Origin of the sequence: Flagellimonas abyssi (assembly GCF_019457905.1) — a bacterium.
GTDB classification, from domain to species: Bacteria; Bacteroidota; Bacteroidia; order Flavobacteriales; family Flavobacteriaceae; genus Flagellimonas; species Flagellimonas abyssi.
In genome coordinates, this window is sequence record NZ_JAHZSV010000010.1 from 1 (window position 1) to 20756 (window position 20756).

General features: G+C 42.1%; 16 protein-coding genes. 5 read left to right on the top strand and 11 right to left on the bottom strand.

Translation table 11 applies throughout. From position 1 onward, the window contains the following. From K1F36_RS08500 to K1F36_RS08525, 6 genes are all read right to left on the bottom strand, one after another. A partial coding sequence (locus tag K1F36_RS08500; protein WP_220113589.1) for an FAD-binding protein occupies positions 1-176 on the bottom strand: 176 nt, incomplete at its 3' end. Positions 177-355: 179 nt separating this feature from the next. Further along, complete coding sequence (locus K1F36_RS08505) at positions 356-1930, bottom strand: RagB/SusD family nutrient uptake outer membrane protein (RefSeq protein ID WP_220113444.1); 1575 nt, start codon at positions 1928-1930, stop codon at positions 356-358. A 17-nt stretch (positions 1931-1947) separates the two neighbouring features. Next, the gene (locus tag K1F36_RS08510; protein WP_258538997.1) at positions 1948-5325 is read right to left on the bottom strand and encodes a TonB-dependent receptor; all 3378 of its coding nucleotides are present in this window, start codon (positions 5323-5325) and stop codon (positions 1948-1950) included. 143 nt (positions 5326-5468) lie between these two features. Then, positions 5469-6413, bottom strand: coding sequence for a FecR family protein (locus K1F36_RS08515; protein WP_220113446.1), 945 nt, complete (start codon positions 6411-6413; stop codon positions 5469-5471). Between the two features lie 70 nt (positions 6414-6483). After that, the gene (locus K1F36_RS08520; protein WP_207034860.1) at positions 6484-7065 is read right to left on the bottom strand and encodes an RNA polymerase sigma-70 factor; all 582 of its coding nucleotides are present in this window, start codon (positions 7063-7065) and stop codon (positions 6484-6486) included. Positions 7066-7330: 265 nt separating this feature from the next. After that, complete coding sequence (locus K1F36_RS08525) at positions 7331-7849, bottom strand: DUF5004 domain-containing protein (RefSeq protein WP_220113447.1); 519 nt, start codon at positions 7847-7849, stop codon at positions 7331-7333. Between the two features lie 189 nt (positions 7850-8038). Between K1F36_RS08525 and K1F36_RS08530 the strand changes: the two genes are divergently transcribed. After that, positions 8039-9040: a DUF6340 family protein gene (locus K1F36_RS08530; protein WP_220113448.1), complete on the top strand. Its 1002-nt coding sequence runs from the start codon at positions 8039-8041 to the stop codon at positions 9038-9040. Between the two features lie 167 nt (positions 9041-9207). On the opposite strand, the gene K1F36_RS08535 is transcribed toward K1F36_RS08530, so the two are convergent. Then, positions 9208-9972, bottom strand: a complete 765-nt coding sequence (locus K1F36_RS08535) for a 3-keto-disaccharide hydrolase (protein WP_220113449.1) — start codon at positions 9970-9972, stop codon at positions 9208-9210. A gap of 160 nt (positions 9973-10132) precedes the next feature. Here K1F36_RS08535 and trxA point away from each other — a divergent pair, with 160 nt between their 5' ends. Beyond that, positions 10133-10432: a thioredoxin gene (gene trxA / locus K1F36_RS08540; protein WP_220113450.1), complete on the top strand. Its 300-nt coding sequence runs from the start codon at positions 10133-10135 to the stop codon at positions 10430-10432. Position 10433: 1 nt separating this feature from the next. On the opposite strand, the gene K1F36_RS08545 is transcribed toward trxA, so the two are convergent. Beyond that, positions 10434-11294 carry a universal stress protein gene (locus K1F36_RS08545; RefSeq protein ID WP_220113451.1) on the bottom strand — a complete coding sequence of 287 codons (861 nt, stop codon included), beginning with the start codon at positions 11292-11294 and terminating at the stop codon, positions 10434-10436. 4 nt (positions 11295-11298) lie between these two features. Further along, the gene (locus K1F36_RS08550; protein ID WP_220113452.1) at positions 11299-12144 is read right to left on the bottom strand and encodes a universal stress protein; all 846 of its coding nucleotides are present in this window, start codon (positions 12142-12144) and stop codon (positions 11299-11301) included. Positions 12145-12412: 268 nt separating this feature from the next. Here K1F36_RS08550 and K1F36_RS08555 point away from each other — a divergent pair, with 268 nt between their 5' ends. From K1F36_RS08555 to K1F36_RS08565, 3 genes are read left to right on the top strand one after another with little or no spacing between them, the layout of a single operon-like run. After that, positions 12413-13462: an efflux RND transporter periplasmic adaptor subunit gene (locus K1F36_RS08555; protein WP_220113453.1), complete on the top strand. Its 1050-nt coding sequence runs from the start codon at positions 12413-12415 to the stop codon at positions 13460-13462. 17 nt (positions 13463-13479) lie between these two features. Beyond that, positions 13480-16566, top strand: coding sequence for an efflux RND transporter permease subunit (locus tag K1F36_RS08560; RefSeq protein ID WP_220113454.1), 3087 nt, complete (start codon positions 13480-13482; stop codon positions 16564-16566). Positions 16567-16569: 3 nt separating this feature from the next. Next, complete coding sequence (locus K1F36_RS08565) at positions 16570-17877, top strand: TolC family protein (protein WP_220113455.1); 1308 nt, start codon at positions 16570-16572, stop codon at positions 17875-17877. Between the two features lie 58 nt (positions 17878-17935). Here the strand turns inward: K1F36_RS08565 and K1F36_RS08570 are convergent, their stop codons facing one another. Further along, entirely contained in the window at positions 17936-19555 is a 1620-nt protein-coding gene (locus K1F36_RS08570) for a sodium:solute symporter (RefSeq protein WP_220113456.1), read from the bottom strand. A 10-nt stretch (positions 19556-19565) separates the two neighbouring features. After that, entirely contained in the window at positions 19566-20753 is a 1188-nt protein-coding gene (locus tag K1F36_RS08575; protein ID WP_220113457.1) for an aldose epimerase family protein, read from the bottom strand. Positions 20754-20756: the final 3 nt, after the last annotated feature.

Here is a 20756-nt window from a genome sequence, read left to right on the forward strand (position 1 = left end):
TACGACCACTTCAGCTGGGTCTGGTGCTCCGGCTTAGCTGGGTCGAAGAACGGGCCAGCCTCAACGACGGCAACCTTTAGACCGGACTCCGACAGTACCTTCGCCGACATGCCGCCCCCGGCCCCAGAGCCCACGATGATCGCATCGTACACCGTAGAATTCTCTATTATCTGCATCTGTTAGTTTGGTTTAATTATAAATGAGTAAAATATGAATCAATCTAAAGGGAATCACTATCAACGCTTGCACAAAACGTATGTTCCATGCTCTTGATTCCTATGAGTATCTTATATATTAAAATTAAGGCCCATCATTTCCTTTATGGATGATGGGCCTCATAATTTAATACTGTGTATTAATAACCGTTGTTATCAGTACCCAAACTTGGGTTACGCTGAAGTTCCGGCCCTGGCAAAGGCAATAACATATGCTTTTCTTCAATCTGCTTACCTCTTTCTGTGGTATGCCCAACTGCATTCACAAAGGATATGGAACCAGGTGTATCCGCTACTGGGAACTGACCTGTACGAACAATATCGAACCAAGTTTTAAATTCAAAAACTAATTCCCTGTGTCTTTCTTTCCAAACTTCCTGTACAAAGGCCTCTGTTCCCAAACCGGATAAATCCGCTTCAACTGTGGCAATGTCGGATTCCCAGTAAGCTCTGGCACGCACTTGGGCCAAATAGTTAATGGCATCCGGGGTGACTCCGCTAGATCTTGCAATGGCTTCGGCCGCAATCAACAATACATCGGCATAACCGTATACTGCAAAATCTTTTCCTGAGTTTGCTGTTTCAAAAATAGCGGTATCATCATGCCAGACGTATGGTGCTGTTGCAAAGGTCTGTCCTGAATCTTGAAAGGTGGAATGAAAATATTGCTTTTCCTGAATTCTTAAATCAGTTGCCGGATCATATAAATCCATAAATCCGTCTGAAGGTAGGTACCCTCCGTTAGTAATATCATAAAGTACTTCTGAAGCAAGTGCTACAGGGTAAGAATACCTTGGATAAACGGAAGTCCCTATCTCTGGGTCATATTCTTTGATGTAAATATGCTCTACGGCAGATGCATCTGACTTTCTTATCTTATTATAAGCGGAGTTTTCCAAATCCACAACTCCCGGTGACAGTTCATCGTGCTGCACCAAATCATAGGAACCGTATGTTCCGTTGATAATATCCTGTGCCAAGCTGGCTGCATCACTGTATCGGTCCGCATTCAATGGGTTTCCGCTCATGGTCAGGTAAACATCGGCCAATAGGGTCGCAACCGCTCCTGCAGTTACGCGCTTACCGTTGTCCACCATGCTTACTGTTGGCAAACCACCACTTAGAGCATCGGTCAAATCTTGTTCTATCAGCGTATAGATATCGGCCACAGGGCTTCTTTCCAAATACAGATTTTCCAAAGATTCATAGGGTTCTGTGGTCAATGGTACGGGACCGAACCATCTTACTAAGAAATAGTATGCAAAGGCTCTAAAGAATTTGGCTTCGGCCAATAGTTGTGATCTTTCAGAATCGCTCAATCCTGGTGTTTCGGGAATATACTTGATAGCATTGTTTGCCCTGGAGATTCCCAAATAAAGTTCCCTCCATCTATCTTGAAGGTAACCCCCAATGTTATCCCCGTTAAGGGTAAGCTCTTGTGAATTGCTCACATGGAGTTCCTGACCTGCGTATTCGTTAACGAAATACCCGGACATGTATCCTCCCAGCATCATTGGGGTTCCACTATACACTCCACCATCCGTCATGCTGGGAGCACCGGTCCTGTACAGTGAATTTACCGCACTGTAGGCCTGGTCTGGTTCTGAGAAGAACTGATTGGAATCCAGTTCGCTCAAGGGTTTCTCCTCTAAAAAGTCAGAACAGGAACCCAATACAATTATTCCGATTAGAAAAACTATATATTTAATTTTCATGATATCTTTTTTATGTATTAAAATTTCAGGCTACATCCAATGGTAAATGTTCTTGGCTTGGGATACTGGAAGAAGAAAATGTTCTGTCCCCATTGGTTCCCGCCCCATGAAGTAGCTTCTGGGTCGTACCCTTGAAAGTCTTTGGAATGAATCACGAAAGCATTTTCCAAACTGGCATACACCCTAAGACGGTTCAAGCCCATGATATCCAAAAACTGCTGATTGAAGTTATAACCCAAAGAGAATAGGTTACCTCTGATGTAGGAACCATCAACTACCCAATGGCTATCTACCTGACTGTTTTGCCCTGCATAGGCTTGGTTCCTGATTTCCTGAACCTGGGTATTCTGATTGCTCTCGGTCCAACCATCATAAAGAATGGTTGCAAGTCCGTTGGCAATACCTGAACGGTCTTCGGTTGAGTGATAGAACTGCTGCATAATCTCTACACCTGCAACAAATTGAATATCGGCGGTGAAATCGAAGTTCTTATATCTGAAGGTGTTGATGAAACTTCCTGTAATATCCGGCAAACCTTTTCCAAGGATTTTCTTTTCTGCAGATCGTTTGGCCTCACCAGGAACAGCACCAACTTCGGCAGCCTCAGCGGCTTCGTCGGTTCCCCAAGTTCCCAAACGCTCGTAACCCCAGAAAGAACTCAACGACTCTCCTACTCTAAGAATAGTTTGACTTCCTGAAACCCAAAACGGTCCTGGTTCTATATCTTCATCATTCTCACCCAAGCTTTCAATTCTGTTCTTGTTGTAATTCATGTTAAAGGATGTCTCCCAACCAAAATCCGCTTTGCGGATAATTTCAGCGGTGACCATGGCCTCGATACCTTTGTTGGAAACCGAACCGATATTATCCCTTACCGATGTAAATCCTGTTGTATAAGGAACTGGTCTGTCCAATAAAAGATCTTTGGTCAACTTATCGTAGTAGTCAAACTCTACACGAAGTCTGTAGTCAAAGGCAGCAAGGTCTAAACCTATATCAAACTGGCTGGTTTTTTCCCATTCCAAACCTGGGTTGGATAAGCGATTTACGGAACTGGAGCTTACCCTGGTACCGTTCAACAAAACTGTTCCTGAAGAAACTGTTGCCAATGAACTATAAGGTGCAATCTCCGTATTACCAGTGATACCGTAGCTTCCACGCAGCTTAAGTCTGTTGATAGCGGTTACATCCTGCATAAAAGCTTCTTCACTAATGTTCCAACCAGCTCCGATTGAAGGGAAGAAACCGTATTTATTGTCTTCACCAAATCTTGAAGAACCATCGACCCTTCCTGTCAACGTCAACAGGTATTTATCTTTAAATGTATACCCTGCACGTAAAAAGTAGGAGTTCAAAGCCCACTCGTTAGTTGTGGATTCCGGCGCACTTGGATTACTAGCGGAGCCAATGTTGTTGTAACGGAAAAAGTCGTCACTAAAGCCTCTGGCAAAAATGTTGGAAGACTCATAAGTTCGCTCTTGCCAGCTAATACCCAACATGGTATTGATTCTGTGGTCACCAAACTCCTTATTGTATGTTAGGTAGTTCTCTTGTTGCCAATAAGTGCTCTTCTCATTAAAAATACGGGCAAAACCATTTGGTGCTGAAATATTCACCAAGTCACGTGGGGAGTATTCCTTCTTGTTTCTGATATTTTTATCAAAACCAAATTGTGTCCTAAACTCCAACCCTGGCATAATGGTGAAATTCGCGTAGAAGTTTCCGAAAAGCTGGTTTCTCTCCCAGAATCTTTCCTGGGTTTCCAATACGTGTACCGGATTGGACATGGACTCCAAGTTGTAGGCATCGCTGATCATTTGACTATTGCTCCATGTTCCATCAGGGAATTTTACCGGGAAGATTGGAGGCATTTCAATCATGGTCCTTCTTGGGGTCTGGCCACCACCGCCTTCTTCGAACTCGGTGTCCTTGACGTCGTTTACAAGAAGGTTCACCCCCAATTTCAACCAATCCTTTGGAGTAACATCATATGCAATTTTACCGCTTATCCTATCCAACTCGTTGTTCAGCATTATCCCCTCTATGTGGGAATAATTCAAGAACACCCCGATAGATGATTTTTCACTTCCTTGCTGAATGGATAATTGGTGATTGTTAGAGTAAGCTGTTCTAGTGGCTTCATCTTGCCAATCAGTATCGTACAGTGGATTACCTTGCGCATCGAACAAATTGGGGTCGTTTGTTGTAAATACCGGTGCTGGATCGTCTGGACGGTACTTTGGAGTGTTCTCCATACCTGTACGAACTACTTCCAACCATTCTTCTGCGTTCAGCAAGTCCATCTTTTTGCGGATGCTTCCCACGCTCAAGAAACCATCGTAACCAATGGATATTTTTTCATCTTTTGAACCTCTTTTGGTCGTAATCAAAACAACACCATTGGCACCCCTAGCACCATAGATAGCAGCAGATGATGCATCTTTCAGCACCTCCATACGCTCGATATCGTTAGGGTTGATGAACTGGATATCATCCATGACCACACCATCCACAACATATAATGGGTCTGTTGAGGAATTTATGGTTCCCACACCACGAATCACAATTCTTGGGGAACCTGTTGGCGAGCCCGAATTCAAGAATACGTTAACACCTGCTACCTTACCTCTCATTCCTTGCAAGGCGTTGCTTACCGGAGCTTTTAAAAGTGTTTCGCTGTCCACTGCCCCAACAGCTCCTGTTAGGTCAGATTTCTTTTGGGTACCGTAACCCACAACAACTACCTCATCGAGTGCGGCAACATTTTCTTTAAGGGTTACATCAATGGTTTGTTCTCCAGTAACCTCGATTTCCTGGGTCACAAAACCTATATAACTGAACATAAGCACATCACCTGCATCTGCCATAATGCTGTAGTTTCCGTCAAAATCGGTTGTAGTTCCTTTGGAAGTACCTTGCACCAATATGGAGACACCTGGAATTGGAGTCCCGGCATTGTCCACGACCTTTCCGTTCACGGTAAACTGTACATTTGTTCTAATGAGCTCATTGATTCTGTCCGGGCTCAAGGCTGTGGGGACTTTATCAATATTGTGCTTGCTTAAGAGACTTTCAATTTTATCCTTTATCTCTGGATTGTTCTTTGGAAAAAGAATAATCTGGTTCCTAACAAAACTGAAGGCTATATCGGACTCGGAGAAGAGTTCGTTCAATACGGCGTCCAATGTTTTGTTTTCAACTTTCAGCGATTTTTTGGAATAGACATCCACAATGCTGTTGTTGTAGAAAAAACTATAATCGCTCTTACGTTCGATTTCGTTCAATATCCGCTTCAATCTTACATTGTTTGCCTCCAACGAAATGCTTTGGGCATTTGCTTCCGAAGCAAATAATTTGGCCAAAGTAAGCGCCACTAAGATCAAATAGATTTTCATTATCCTGATAATTGGGACCTTTGGTAAAAAAAGTTCCTTTTTTTCCATAATTTTGATGAGTTTACGATGTTTAATTACATTTTTATGTGGTTAAATAGTTTCTGAGAGGAGGGTGCGGGAACACCTTCCTCTCTTTTTTAAGGTCATTGCTTCATAAATAGTGTTATTTGGTTATTGTGCATTTTATAGAGTATAGGTGACGACACCTCAAAAAGGTCCAGAATCTGTTCAATACCAAGATTGTCGAACTCCCCAGTATATTTATAGTCCATTATCCCAGGGGATTCCACCGATATATCAACCTTGTATTTTCTTTTTAAATCGCTTATCACCTGTCTTATGGGCGTTTCATCATAAATAAGTTTGCCTTCTCGCCAAGCAGTGAATTTTGTGGTCTGTACGTTGTCAACAATAAGTTTATCGGCATCCTTGACATAAGTAGCCCTTTGGGATGGGGCCAACACTACGGTCTTTTGATTTTGTTCTTCAACCACTTTTACCTTTCCAGATACCAACGTAGTTTCCACATTTTGGTCTTCCGGATAAGATTTCACATTGAAAACCGTTCCCAACACCTGAATATTCATGCCATTTCCGGTAGCCACCTTAAAGGGTTTTTCTGGATTATGGGCCACATCAAAAAATGCCTCTCCTTGAAGACTGACATCTCTTGATTCTTCCGAAAATTTTTCGGGGTAGGAAAATGTGGTATTCGCATTCAGTGTAACTTTTGTCCCATCTGACAAGGTTATGGTTTTGTTCTCACCTATAGAGGTAGAAGCCAAAATTGTCTGTGAGTATTTTTCTTCCAATTGTTCATTTGGAGAAACCAACGTATATGCCAGTGCAACCATTAGCAAAACGCAAGCTGCATATCCTACATATTTATACCAATCGGCAAATTTTCTTTTGGTATCTAGTTTGTTTTTGCCTTCACCCTCTTTTAGCAGTTTGGCGACATGCCTTGCTTTCAGTACATGGTAACGCTGTTGTTGCTTGGGGTTTTTGAGCAACCACTTCACAACCTCAGCCTTTTTCTCATCCGATAGCCGACCTTCTACCAGTGCATTTATATCCTTGTTGTTCATCTTAAATTAGGAACAGTATTCAATAGCATGACGTAAAAAACAGGGTCACCCCCTAGTCGGAAAGTAAATTTTATAAAAACAAAGAAGGTAGGTACTCGCTCAGGGCAACTCGGAGTTGTCTTAAGGCCCTGCTCATATGGTTTTCCACGGTTTTTGGAGAGATTTCCAGTTCCTCTGATATTTCTTTATGGCACAATCCCTCCATCCTACTTTTTTTAAAAACTTTCTTACATTTTTCTGGGAGTTGCTCTATGGCCTTATCCACCAAAGATTGGAGTTCGTTTGCCAAAATCGAAGAAGCCATATCATCTGCCAACGCACCATGGTTCAACCAAAACTCTTGCTGTTCAACAGACATTTCTTTGGTGAGCTTATTTTTTTTGGCGCGAAGATAATCCAAACAGGCATTTCGGGTCATACTGTAAATGTAACCTGTAAAATTGGAGGTAATCTGTAATGTATCCCACTTTTCCCATAATTTGATAAAGACATCATGGATGATTTCTTCGGCATCTTCTTGAGAAGGGATATAACTGTTTACAATCACAACAAGTTTAGGCCTGTAGAACTCATATATTATACTAAAATCATCCTCCACGGTATTCTCCGACAGGGGGTCGATTTTGAGGTTATGCAAATATTCTGGCTTCATTTTTTGTAAATGCAAACATTTTACACCTGCAATTTACAAATTTCGGATTAACGACAAATTTTAATCTCTTTATTTACTTGCATAGCCCAAATTGAAGCAACAGTGTAGTTATAACATTTTCAGACGGGTTACAGCCCATCTTTTTATCTCATAAAAGTAATTCACCCAACAAAGTGAGTTTAGTTGACCAAGGTATTCTCATGTTCATGCCCAAAAAGGCCCAAAACTTGCTCCGCACTTTCCGTATGATCTTTATTTTTAACTCTTATGGAGTTAAGGTGTATGTAAAATCAATCCTTGTTTGCACAACTGTACCGGTCACCTCGGTCACATTGTATATTTCCGAGAATGTAAATGCCGTTAAATCTTCATTAAACTCCAAATTAGTGGTTTGCATGGAGCATGAAGATACCAAGCTAAGGTTTTGTGAAGTCAATTCCCATGTACCTGTAGAAGGAACCACATAGTCACAATCTTCCCCATATTTTCCTATTTCATAGGCAAAAGTCCTATCGGAATCAAAAGTATAGGCAGCGTCCCTAGCACACTCTTCGTATTGTTCAAAAAGATTTGTTGATGCATTGTCCGTATCATCATCGGTCAAATCCACTTCCTTGGCAGCTTCAATGCCGGAAAGAATCCATTCCCCGACCAATATTTCTTCGGTTGTGGTTAGATCACCAGTAAAATCCGGGGCACATTCGGGCCCTTCATCCGAACTACATGACATAAGGATTGCCGAAAAACTTATTAGGGAAAAAGCATTAAAAAACATTCGTTTCATCTTCAATTAAATTTTATTGTTCGCTATTAGGATGGACAAGAACACAAATGGTTGTTTGTAGAAGTAAAAAAACATTCCAAACCCCTATAAAAATAAAGCATCTATTTTCTCGTTTTAAAACCTACAGCCCCAAGGAAAAAAGCTATGGCACACTTGTTGTAATCCATGCATTACCAAAATCTTACAATCATGAAAAACTTCAACTTTATTCTGCTTTCCCTTGTTATGTTAAGTATGGCTTCCTGTGCCAGTTCTGGGTTTGTGAATTTGAACTACCCTCAAGAACCCGAACTTATTTTGCCACAAGAAATCGAAAGTGTAGCCGTCGTCAACCGTTCACTGACCAAAGAAGAGGACAAGAAAAACAGAACTTTGGAATCCATAGCCACGGGCGAAATAGCAGGATCGGACAAGCTAGCCTCAGATGAAGCCGTCAAAGGTATTTTTGATGGTCTACGGAACAGTAATCACTTAAAAGCTGTGATACCTCCAAAAGTTAGGATATACGGTACCGGCACCAGAAAAACTCCAGAGATATTGGGTTGGGACGAAGTAATCGAAATATGTGAATCGGCCAACGCGGACGTTCTACTCGTTCTGGAAAACTTTGATTCCAATTCTGATTTTGTAATTGCCAATGCGGTCAATCAAGTTACCTCTGTTTTGGAAACCGGACGTACCGATACACGGTTTCCTCGTCGAGCAAGGGTAAATGTAAGAAGCTTTTGGAGACTCTATGATCCACATTCCAAAACCATTATGGATCAGTACCAACAGACCTATTTTATGGATTTTGACCTGTTAAGTGGTGCTGCACCCTTATCAGCACTGCCCGAAACCGCCTATGCTGCCGGCATGGATTACACCAGCCGTTTCTTTACCAGCTATTACCGTGTAAGACGGGATATGTACAAAAAAGGAAAAGGTAGGGACAAAAACCTATTTGCCGCCGGCTGGAGAAGCAGCGAAGTGGCTAACTGGGACGAAGCCATTCGAATATGGACCGATGTTGCCAACAACAGAGGTAAATCCGCAGGAAGGGCCGCCCATAACCTGGCCGTCGCCTTCGAGGTCAAAGGGGAAACGGACATGGCACTGGAGTGGGCACAACGCGGCTACCAAGAGTTCGGTGATAAAATGGCCCGCGACTACGCCAAGGTGTTGCTCCGTCGCAAAAGCCTGGAGTATTAAAAAGTTGAAAACTTTAAATTAGCCTAACTTAACCGCCATTTTGTACTTGCCTTATAGGCCATTATATTCCACGGAAAAGATGAAAGTTTGGAGAAACTTCTTAAACAGCTAATTTGATTTTAAAATGTTGCCCCTAACACAATGCAACCTTTAAAGATACCGTTTTTCTATAGTTCCCTAATCTTGATATTTCGGAACCAGGTTTCAAAATACCAATATTGCAAAGCGATTTTACCTTCTGTGGTCTTGCCGAACTCGGGGTATTTGGAGAAATGAGTGCCGGCAATCTCTTCCTTCCACTCGGGTGAACTAAAATCTTTCTCTGCCGTGAGGACCCCATTGAGGTAGAACTCTATTTTACCATTCTCCTGTTTTATCCTGGTCTTGTTCCACCCTCCTTGTTCAACCTCTACTTTGTTTTTTTGGGGCAGGAATACATAAAGGGAGCCGGGACGCTTCTCGGGTATATCATAATCCATATGGTCCGCACCTAAAATCTGATACTCCGGTCCGCTTTGCCAAGCCGTAGGTACATCCGGTAATTCCTGAACGTTGATGAAAATACCACTGTTACCATTTCCTGCTATCTTCCACTCCAGGGTAAGCTCATAATTTTTATAAGCATCATTAGTGACCAAATCGCCCGCTGTCAAGGATTCATCATTTGCGTTGCTATGCAATTCCCCATCCACTACTTCCCAAACTGAATCGGCATCCGGGTCATTATAAAGGTGCCATCCCCTCAAGGTCTCCCCATCAAAAAGTAGCTTCCAACCTTCTTCCTTTTCTACCTCTAGCAACTGGTTTTGAACCGCGTTCTCCAAAGCCACTTTTTTGGTTCGCCAATTATTTTCATCTTCTTTTTTCGTTTCATTTTTACAGGATACCAATAATAAAAATGCAAGAAAACTTATGGTGGTTTTTGTGTACATGTAAGGTTTAGTTTGTTTAGTTATGTAGCGACTAAAGATAGAAAAAGTATCCGACCCGAAGCGATTCCTTTTTTTCATAACTCCAGCTAGCCCATGTGACCTAGGTCACTTTGAGGTTTAGTCGGTTTTTATAAATTGCAAAAGCTAATTGTATATAATCATGAAAGGAAACTTTGCCAATTTAATCAATAGCGACCAATTGACGCTCATCGATTTTTCCGCAGAATGGTGTGGCCCCTGTAAAATGTTGGCCCCTATTTTAAAACAGGTAAAGGATGAAATGGGCGATTCGTTGAAAATTGTAAAGATAGATGTGGACAAGAACCAAAGTCTCGCAAACACATATCAGGTAAAAGGCGTACCAACAATGATTTTTTTCAAGAACGGGAAACAACTCTGGAGAAAATCCGGTGTTTTGCAAAAAGGGGAAATCGTTCAATTGGCCAAATCATTTTTATAGCCTATTCAAATAGGTGAATGACCAAGAAAGGAACTGTGGAATTGAAGGTTACTTTTTTGATTACCGGTTCCCTGGTCAGTCTCTCAAAAAATGAGTGGTCTTGATTGATCATAGCTACCATGTCAATGTTGCTGTCTTCTTTAATTAATCTTTGAATGGTATTATTGACCGAAACATCTTTCTCCACTTCAACAAATTCATAGTTGATGGATTTTAACCGTGTTTCCAGTTTATTTTTGGAGCTCTTTTGTTCAGAGGTAAACCCCTCTACATCCCCTACATGGGCAATCCATAGTTTAGCATTAAAACTTTCCACGATGCTCAACAGTGGTTTTAGCTCATAATTTTCAAAAAGATGCTCATAACCCGTAGCCAGCAAAATGGAATCCAGTTTTCCATCCGGTCGGTAATCTTCCGGGACCGCTATAACCGGGCAAAAGTCCATTTCCTTGATAATAGTATAGGTATTGCTCCCCATAAAAACTTCCTTTAGTCCTGATGCACCTTTGGTTCCCATGATGATATAGTCGATTTCCTCCTGATAAACCGTTTTTCCAATAGCATTGACCAAGGTATCTATTATGGATTTGGATGTAAAAGTATGTTCTGGATTCTTATCAACCCTTTTGATTCTTTCCAACTCTCGTTGAAGATCACGTTCCGATTGTTCTTTCATCAAATTGTACAATCGCGTATCATTGGCACCGGCCATTTTAGTAGAAAGACCAGAAGCTCCCACTTGATAAGAGTTTAGCAGAAAAAAATCACAAGGAACATGCTTGAATAATTCCAAGGCGTATATCGCAGCATTCCAAGCATTTTCAGAAAAGTCCGTGGGCAATATAATTCGTTTCTTCTTCACTTGCCTATCGTTTTATATTTTGCATTACCATGAACGGTATTTTAATCTTGAGCCCCAACAGGTCTACCGTGGAACGATATAGCATATCCTCAAAGAAAGAATGGCGGGAATTTATCATCACCAGCATTCCTGCTTCCCTCTTTTTAATTTCTTCCAAGATCACTTCAACCTTGTTTTTAACAGGTGCGGTCTCAAAATGCAAATAGGCTCTGGTCAAAGTTCCCTCCAAAAACAATCTATTATCCGCTTGGCGAGGGCTCAGTTCATCAAAATCCGTTATGTACAAACAATGCACCTTGGATTTAAATTTGCCTGCCAAATCGCCCAAAAGTTTGAGCTCACGACGTTTATAGGGCAACAAATAATCGGTTGGAAAGAGAATGGCATTGGGCTGTCTGTATTCAAAATCTTCGGGTATTGCCAATACCGGGCATTTCACATACTTAAATACCTCGATGGTATAGCTGCCAAATGTAGTATTGTGATCACTGGTCTCTCCCTTGGTTCCCATAATCACCAAATCAATGTTCATTTCATCAACAAAATCGTTGACCGCATCTACAAGTGAATCAAAACTGGCCACCGTCTCAAAATTGTGCAATGGATTTGATGGCTCACCAATTACGGAATTGACCATTTGATCCAGTTTTTTCTGGGTTTGGGCCTTTCGTTCTTCTTTCAATTCATCAATTTTTTCCTTTGCCACCGTTTTATATGCTCCATATACCTCTTCCCCGTACGCATGTATCACAAAAAAGCAGGCTCGTTCACATTTAAACAGCTCTTGGGCATATTGCAATGCATGTAGGGCATTCTTTGAAAAATCTGTAGGAACCAGTATAGTTTTCATGGATATTTCGCTTTTATCAAAGATAAATCGAAGAAATATGACAAAAAATGACATCGGTCAATCGATGATTTTCGTTAAATTTTAACAAACCTCAAATTAAATTTTTCATTTTATAAGGAGTAATATGTCGTTAACCCCTATTATATAGCTGTTGAGAGGATTACTATGTTAAAATAACATTGATGACTTTCATTGAATATTGGACTAGGTCTATCTTTGTTAACCGTCTGTTTTTATATAAAAACAGCGTAACCGCCACCAAACCAAAATGAAAGTAAAATACATAGTCTACAGCTTATTAGTTGTTGGAGTAGGTGTTCTTATTGCCTATAGAATAAAGTCCAACGCCGAAATCGGGAAATCCGGAAACTCCGGACCAAACATCTCTACGGTTTCCGGAACCATATTGAAGCCTTCAAAATTCGAGGACAACATTTCAATCTCCGGTACTTTGGAAGCCAATGAACAGATAGATATTAGAAGCGAGGTTTCCGGGATCGTGGAAAGTATCAATTTTAAAGAAGGTTCCCAGGTGTCGGAAGGACAGATTCTCTTCAAGGTAAACGACATCGAACTACAGGCCCAGTTATCCAAGGCACTTACCGCAAAAAAACTGGCCTCTGAAAACGAAAGACGGGCAAAACTTTTATTGGAAAAACAGGCCATTAGCCAAGAGGAATATGATATTGCCAGCGCCGATTATCAATCAGCCAATGCAGAGTCCGAACTTATATCCGCACAATTGTCCAAAACCAATGTTAGGGCGCCGTTTTCAGGCACAATAGGATTGCGGTCCATTTCAAAAGGAACTTATGTGACGCCTACTACCGTAGTTGCCAAATTGGTAAATACCGATAATTTAAAAATCACCTTCTCCGTTCCGGAAAAATACGCCTCCCAAATTCAGGTGGGCACGGAAATGACATTTACTACATCGGATTCAAAGGAAAATCATAAAGCAACGATTTACGCCATAGACCCTGAAGTGGATATTGCCACGAGAACGCTAAGGGTAAGGGCCATTACAGACAACAAGGACCATAGGTTATATCCCGGGGCCTACACCAATGTAAACCTGCCGCTGGAAACTGCAGAGGATGCAATTCTTGTACCAACCGAATCTTTGATCCCTGTACAAAACGGAAAAAGAATATATATAGTTGAAAATGGCAAGGCCAAAGAAATAGACGTGGAAATAGGTTCAAGAACGGGATCGTCTGTACGGGTAATTTCCGGACTAAAACCGGGAGATACTATCATCACCTATGGGGTTATGGCGCTTCAAAATGGAATGCCCATAAGAGTAAACTTAGAATAAATCGTAAACGCTGAGCTATGAATTTATCAACCTTAAGCATAAAAAGGCCTGTACTTGCGATAGTTATGAACATAGCCATTGTACTCTTCGGAGCCATTGGCTATACCTTTTTAGGAATCAGGGAGTACCCCTCCATCGACCCGGCAATTGTTTCGGTCAGAACCAATTATTCCGGTGCGAACGCGGATATTATAGAATCGCAGATAACGGAACCTTTGGAAAAGGCCATCAACTCCATTGATGGAATTCGAAATATAACTTCTTCAAGTGTACAAGGTTCCAGTTCCATTAGTATAGAGTTCAATCTTGATAAAAATTTAGAGGAAGCGGCCAACGACGTCCGTGATAAAGTTTCACAAGCGGTCAGGAGCCTACCCGAGGATCTGGATGCGCCCCCCGTGGTATCCAAGGCAGATTCCAATGCCGAAAGGATTCTCTCCATGACCATCCAAAGTGATAACAAGAACATCCTAGAGCTCTCCGATTTTGCCGAGAATGTTATTGCGCAGCGATTGGAGACCATTCCAGGAGTGAGCAGCATTCAAATCTGGGGGCAACGAAGGTACGCCATGCGATTATGGATAGACCCGGTAAAACTTGCTGCCTATGGTTTAACCGTGGCCGATGTAAGGGCTGCACTTTTGGCTCAAAATGTAGAACTTCCATCGGGTAAATTGACTGGTGATAATACCGAACTGACGGTAAAGACCATTGGCAACCTTAATACCGAAGATGGCTTCAACAATATTGTAATCAAGTCGGATGGAGCAAGACTGGTTCATTTGAGCGACATCGGAAAAGCTTCTTTGGAGGGAGAGAACATGGAGACCAAAATGACGAATTTGGGCCAGCCCATGGTCGCAACTGCTATAATTCCGCAACCCGGCACCAACTATCTGGAAATTGCCGATGCTTTTTACGAAGAATATGAGCAGTTAAAAAAGGATTTACCTGACGATATATCGTTGAACATCGTTGTTGATGATACCGTATTTGTAAGAAGAGCGGTGACCGAAGTAGCCGAAACCTTGTTGATTTCCATAATATTGGTAATCCTCGTCATCTATCTTTTCTTTAGGAACTGGTCCATGGCAATAAGACCATTGATAGATATCCCTGTTTCCTTGATTGCTACCTTCTTTATTATGTGGATGTTCGGGTTTTCTATCAATGTACTCACGCTATTGGCCATTGTTCTTGCTACGGGCCTTGTAGTAGATGATGGTATTGTGGTGACGGAGAACATATATAAAAAAGTAGAGGAAGGTATGACGCCCATTGAGGCCGCCGTAAAAGGTTCCAAAGAGATATTTTTTGCGGTTATATCCATCTCCGTGACCCTTGCGGCCGTTTTTCTTCCAGTAATATTTTTGGAAGGATTCGTCGGAAGGCTTTTTAGGGAGTTTGGGGTAGTCCTAAGTGCAGCCGTTCTAGTGTCAGCATTTGTTTCGTTGACATTGACCCCTATGTTGAACGCCTACTTGATAAAGCCGGGCAAACAAGGTCAATCCAAATTCTACAAGACTACCGAAAAGTTCTTTATTCAGATGAACGAATCCTATGAAAGGGCTTTGAAAGGATTTATGGCAAGGAAATGGTTGAGCTTTCCGTTATTGTTCGCCTGTATTGGCGTCATCATATTGTTTTACAACCTATTGCAAAAAGAAACGGCTCCTTATGATGATCGAAGCTACGTCCGTTTGGTGGTGAATGCGCCAGAAGGATCTTCCTATGAGTATATGGAAAAATACATGGATGGCATTACCCAGTTGGTATTGGATTCCATTCCGGAAGCACAGGTCGGCTTGATCATGACCTCTCCGGGCTTTGGCGCTTCTTCTGTAAATAGCGGAAGGGCCAGTATCATATTGTCCGAACCGGGCGAACGTGATCGCTCACAGGCCGAGATTGCAGATGAGTTCAGTAAGTGGGCAAAATCTTACGTTGGCGGTAGATCAAGTGTTTTTCAAAGACCCACCATTTCTGTAAACAAACGTGGTGGTGCACCGCTACAATTTATCATACAGGCAAAAAACTTTGAAAAGCTGGAGGAGAAAGTACCTGAATTTATGGCTGAGGCGGAAAAAGACCCTGCCTTTTCTTTTGTTGATGTAAACCTAAAATTCAACAAGCCCGAACTTTATGTAACCATCGATAGAGAAAAGGCCGAGAGTCTTGGTGTATCCGTATTGGATGTTGCACAGACCTTGCAGTTATCCTTAAGTGGACAACGCTTTGGGTACTTCCTAATGAACGGAAAACAATATCAGGTGATTGGCCAGTTCGATAAACAGGATAGAAACGAACCTATGGATTTGACCTCGATATTTGTTAAGAACAACGATGGACAAATGATCCAATTGGATAATTTGGTGAATACCGAAGAACATAGCAGTCCACCACAGTTGTATCACAATAACAGATATATGTCCGCCACTGTTTCGGCGACTCTTGCTCCAGGTATGAGCATGGGAGATGGTATCGAAGCCATGGAACGGATAAAGGATAGGGTTCTTGACGATACCTTTACCACTGACCTTGGCGGTGAGTCTAGAGATTTTGTGGAAAGTAGTTCCAACACGGCATTTGCATTTGGTTTGGCATTTGTATTGATTTTTTTAATCTTGGCTGCTCAGTTTGAAAGCTTTATAGATCCTTTCATAATTATTTTAACTGTACCGATGGCAGTCGCCGGGGCCATGTTCTCTTTGTGGCTGTTCGGCGAATCATGGAATATTTTCAGTCAGATCGGAACTATTATGTTGATTGGTCTGGTGACCAAAAACGGAATCCTTATTGTGGAATTTGCCAATCAGTTACAAGAGGAAAACGAACATATTTCCAAATATCAGGCTATAATGCAAGCTTCGGTCTCAAGGCTAAGACCTATTTTAATGACAAGTTTGACCGTTGCCCTTGGTGCTTTGCCGATTGCAATGTCCCTTGGTGCGGCATCACAAAGTAGAACCGGAATGGGCGTGGTAATCATTGGGGGAACCATGTTCTCTCTTGCACTTACCTTGTTCATTATTCCAGCATTGTATGTCATGTGGTCTAGAAAAAAAGTCCAAAGACCAGAATTTAAAACCCTCGAGCTAACATAACTTATGGATTTTAAAAATTACCTACTGTTCTTACTAATATTAGCCACAGCTCTTTACTCTAATGCTCAAGAAGTGCTTACCGTTGAAGAAGCCGTAAAGATTGCGCTAGAGAACAACTATCAAATAAAGACCGCCAAGAACGACCTACGAATGGATGAAACGGCAGTAACCCCAGGTCAGGCAGGCATGTTGCCACAGGTCACTGCCAGTATTGTGGACAACAACAGTGTTCAAAACCTATCGCAAACACGGGTAGATGGAACGGAAGTAGAGCGGGATAATGCCAAGAACAGCAACCTCAGTTACGGGGTTGCCCTGGAATGGACCATTTTCGACGGATTACGAATGTTTGCCAACTACGAACAGCTAAAGGAAACCGAAAAACTGGGCGAAGCTGAGCTGAAACAAGCGATTTTGGGAAAAGTGGGCGATGTAATGACCACGTATTATGATTTGGTGCAACAGCAACAGCAACTTTCCGCTTTGGACAGTACCCTATTGATATCCGAACAACGGGTGGAATTGGCCCAAAACCGTTTTACCATAGGTAAAGCATCAAAATTAGAGGTGCTGAACGCCCAGGTTGACTTGAACACGGATAAAACCCAAATGCAACGTCAGCAAGAGCTGCACAAAAACACAAAAATCTTGCTGAACGAACAATTGGCCCGCGATTTAAAAATCGATTTTAAGGTAATTCCAGAAATTTTTGTTGACCAACAGCTGAACCTTGAAGAATTGGAAAATCAGGTGGTTGAAGAGAACCCTCAGTTACAGGCGGAAAAAATAAGTAAACGGATAAGTGAATTGCAACTTAAACAAATTAAGGCTTCGCGTTATCCTTCAATATATGTGACCACTGGCTATAACATCGGAAATTCCACCTCGGAGCTTGGCTTTAGCACGCGTTCACAATCCAATGGTTTCAACTACGGATTTGGGGCATCCCTCAACTTATTTGATGGTTTCAATCAAAACAGGAACGAAAAAATCGGGAAAATTGCCTTGGAGAATGCCGAAATAGCGATTGCCGAACAGGAACAGAGCTTAACTTCCATGGTAAACAGCACCTATCAAACCTACTTGACCAATATCAGTTTGATGGAACTGGAGGAAAAAAACGAGTCCATTGCCAAGGAAAATCTTGATATCACGGTGGAAAAGTATAGAATCGGAATCATTCCCACTATCGAATTCCGCACAGCCCAATTAAACTATATCAATGCCAAGGTTAGAAATAGTAACGCAAAGTACCAGGCAAAGGTTTCGGAGATTATCCTAAAACAATTGGCCGGAAACCTTCAGATATAAAAATGGGCACTTTAAAAGCGCCCATTTATTATTCAAGAATCCAACCAATATCAAGTTTTTATTTTCCGTTGAACCAAATCATTACATACACCACAATGGCTATGATGATGGTGGAAATGACGATATCCTTCCAATTGTAGCTATTTTTATTGTCCTTTCTTTCCTCTTCGGAAATCGTGGCATAGGTCAGGTTTTTCAGTTTCTCTTCTGATGGTGGCGCGGTAGCGTAGCTCACGACCAAAATCAGGATAATACAGAATAAGAAGAACCATGATGCAAACGATAGGAAGTTCATATCGCCCAACAAGAACCAGAAACTATCGGGATTCAATGAATCTTTTACCAATTCCAGTACAATTCGGACGGCTCCCACAATAAATCCGACCACCATGGTCACGAACGCCCCTTGCGCATTGATTCGCTTATGAAAAATACCCAATAGGAACACAGCTGTAATCGGAGGTGCTATATAGGACTGTACACTTTGCAGGTACTCATAAAGCACTCCTGAGATATTGGCCATGATGGGAATCCAAATAATACCGATGATTACCACAATCACTGTGGCAATCTGACCGGTCCGCACCAATTTCTTTTCCGGTGCATTGGGTCTTAATTTCTTATAAATATCAACCGTAAACAAGGTGGAGCAAGAATTAAAAACCGAAGCCAAAGAACTCATCAAAGCGGCCAACAGACCTGCAGCCACCAGTCCTCGAAGCCCCGATGGCAATAAGTTGCTCATCAATACAGGAAAAGCTTGATCAGGACTGTCCCATTGTAATTCTCCACGCATTTTAAGTGTTAAGGCGATAACACCCGGAATCAAAAACAAGAATACGGGTAACAGTTTTAACAGGGCTCCGAAAATGGTTCCTCTCCTACCCTCTTTTATGTTCTTTGCCGTCAATGCACGTTGCACGATATATTGATCGGTACACCAATACCAGATACCCGTAATGGTACTGGCAATCAAAAGTGGCGGCCATGGAAAATCGGGATCCGAGGCTGCTCTCCACATATTCAAATATTCTGGGGTTACGGTTTCCTTCATACTTTCCCATCCTCCGACATGATCAAGACCAATAAAGGTAAGTGCAGCGGCCCCGATCACCAAAATAACGGCTTGCAGGGTCTCGGTATAAACAACCGCCCTCATACCTCCCAGCACTGTGTAGATTCCAGTCAGTACGACTGTTGCAATGGCACCTGTCCAAAAATCGATGCCCAAGAGTGCGGAAACCACAATTCCGCCTGCATAAATGGTCACGGAAATTTTGGTGAGCACGTAGGCCACGATGGAGAATACGGACAGTATCCACCTCGCCCTAGCGTCAAAACGTTTTTCCAGGAACTCGGGCATGGTGAAAACTCCAGCTCTTGCATAAAAGGGCAGGAATACCCATCCCAGAATCAAAACTACCCAAGCTTGTATTTCGTAAATCAACATGGGCAAACGGTCCCCGGCACCAGCTCCTGCCAATCCCACAACGTGTTCCGACCCTATATTTGAGGCAAAAATAGACGCTCCTACAACGAACCATCCTACATTCCTACCAGCCAAAAAATAGTCTTCGGTATTGTTCTCCTTTTTACGGATTACCCATAGTGCAATTCCCAGAAGAATCAAAAAGTATATGGATATGGCTACCCAATCAAACGTATCCAATGTCTGCATGGCAGTTATTTTATTTGGTTGATAATTTATACATGGTCCTCGAAGTATATTTTTCACCAGGATTCAGCCTAACCGATGGAAAATCTGACTGGTTGGGACTATCTGGATAGTGTTGGGTTTCCAAACAGAAGCCTGAACGCTTGACATAGGTACCCCCTGCTTTTGCAGGCAAGGTTCCATCCAAAAAGTTTCCGCTATAAAACTGAATCGCGGGCTCGTTGGTGTATACTTCCATAAAACGTCCCGTTTTTTCGTGATATGCCGAGGCGGCCAAACGAAAGTTGTCCTTACCCTCATTAAGCACCCAACAATGATCATAACCGCCACCAAGTCCCAATTGCTCGTTTTCGGCCTCTATCTCCTTACCTATTAGTTTCGGCTCCTTGAAATCGAAAGGCGTTCCCGCTACTTTCCTTAATTCTCCAGTCGGAATCAAACCTCCATCAACGGGCAAGTAGGTATCGGCATTCAAATAAATCTTATGGTCCAAAACTGGTTTGGAAAGTTGTCCTGAAAGATTAAAATAACTGTGCTGCGTTAAGTTGACAACTGTTGGTTTGTCCGTCACAGCTTCATACTGAATATCCAATGCATTGTCATCCGTAAGCGTATAGGTGACCTTTACATCCAATTTTCCGGGGTATCCTTCCTCTCCATCTTCACTGGTGTAGGTAAGCTCAACGGTAGCGCCTTCCTCAGTAGTTTTGGCAACTCCATCCCATACCACTTTATCGAATCCTTTCTCTCCTCCATGCAAATGGTTATCGCCATCGTTTGTGGCCAGCGTATAGGTTTCTCCGTCCAAAGAAAACTTCCCGTTGGCTATACGGTTTCCATACCGGCCAATAAGTGCCCCAAAAAACGGGTTTCCATCAAGATATTGGTCCAGATCATCAAAACCTAAAACAATGTCCTCATAGGCCCCATTGCTATCTGGAGCTGTCCAGCGGGTGATGATACCCCCGTAGGTAATGACATCCACTTCTGTTCCCGCTTCATTTTTCAGCGTGAATTTTTTCACTTTTGTGCCATCTGGCATTTCTCCAAAGATGGTCTCCTCAATGGGGTTTTGTGTACTTTCAGTTTTTGCAGTTTCCATTTCTGACTGGCTTTCTTTTTTGTTTTCCTTACAGCTGATAATTGTAAAGACCAAAAGTAAAACCCCGTAAAATATAGAAGGTTTGGTTATCCTCATCATTAT

Bases quoted from the DNA above. Each gene is read 5' to 3' on its own strand.
- K1F36_RS08565 (WP_220113455.1), top strand. From the start codon at position 16,570: ATGGATTTTAAAAATTACCTACTGTTCTTACTAATATTAGCCACAGCT.
- K1F36_RS08570 (WP_220113456.1), bottom strand. From the start codon at position 19,555: ATGCAGACATTGGATACGTTTGATTGGGTAGCCATATCCATATACTTT.
- K1F36_RS08515 (WP_220113446.1), bottom strand. From the start codon at position 6,413: ATGAACAACAAGGATATAAATGCACTGGTAGAAGGTCGGCTATCGGAT.
- K1F36_RS08530 (WP_220113448.1), top strand. From the start codon at position 8,039: ATGAAAAACTTCAACTTTATTCTGCTTTCCCTTGTTATGTTAAGTATG.
- K1F36_RS08525 (WP_220113447.1), bottom strand. From the start codon at position 7,849: ATGAAACGAATGTTTTTTAATGCTTTTTCCCTAATAAGTTTTTCGGCA.
- K1F36_RS08520 (WP_207034860.1), bottom strand. From the start codon at position 7,065: ATGAAGCCAGAATATTTGCATAACCTCAAAATCGACCCCCTGTCGGAG.
- K1F36_RS08505 (WP_220113444.1), bottom strand. From the start codon at position 1,930: ATGAAAATTAAATATATAGTTTTTCTAATCGGAATAATTGTATTGGGT.
- K1F36_RS08550 (WP_220113452.1), bottom strand. From the start codon at position 12,144: ATGAAAACTATACTGGTTCCTACAGATTTTTCAAAGAATGCCCTACAT.
- K1F36_RS08555 (WP_220113453.1), top strand. From the start codon at position 12,413: ATGAAAGTAAAATACATAGTCTACAGCTTATTAGTTGTTGGAGTAGGT.
- K1F36_RS08535 (WP_220113449.1), bottom strand. From the start codon at position 9,972: ATGTACACAAAAACCACCATAAGTTTTCTTGCATTTTTATTATTGGTA.
- K1F36_RS08510 (WP_258538997.1), bottom strand. From the start codon at position 5,325: ATGAAAATCTATTTGATCTTAGTGGCGCTTACTTTGGCCAAATTATTT.
- K1F36_RS08560 (WP_220113454.1), top strand. From the start codon at position 13,480: ATGAATTTATCAACCTTAAGCATAAAAAGGCCTGTACTTGCGATAGTT.
- K1F36_RS08575 (WP_220113457.1), bottom strand. From the start codon at position 20,753: ATGATGAGGATAACCAAACCTTCTATATTTTACGGGGTTTTACTTTTG.
- trxA (WP_220113450.1), top strand. From the start codon at position 10,133: ATGAAAGGAAACTTTGCCAATTTAATCAATAGCGACCAATTGACGCTC.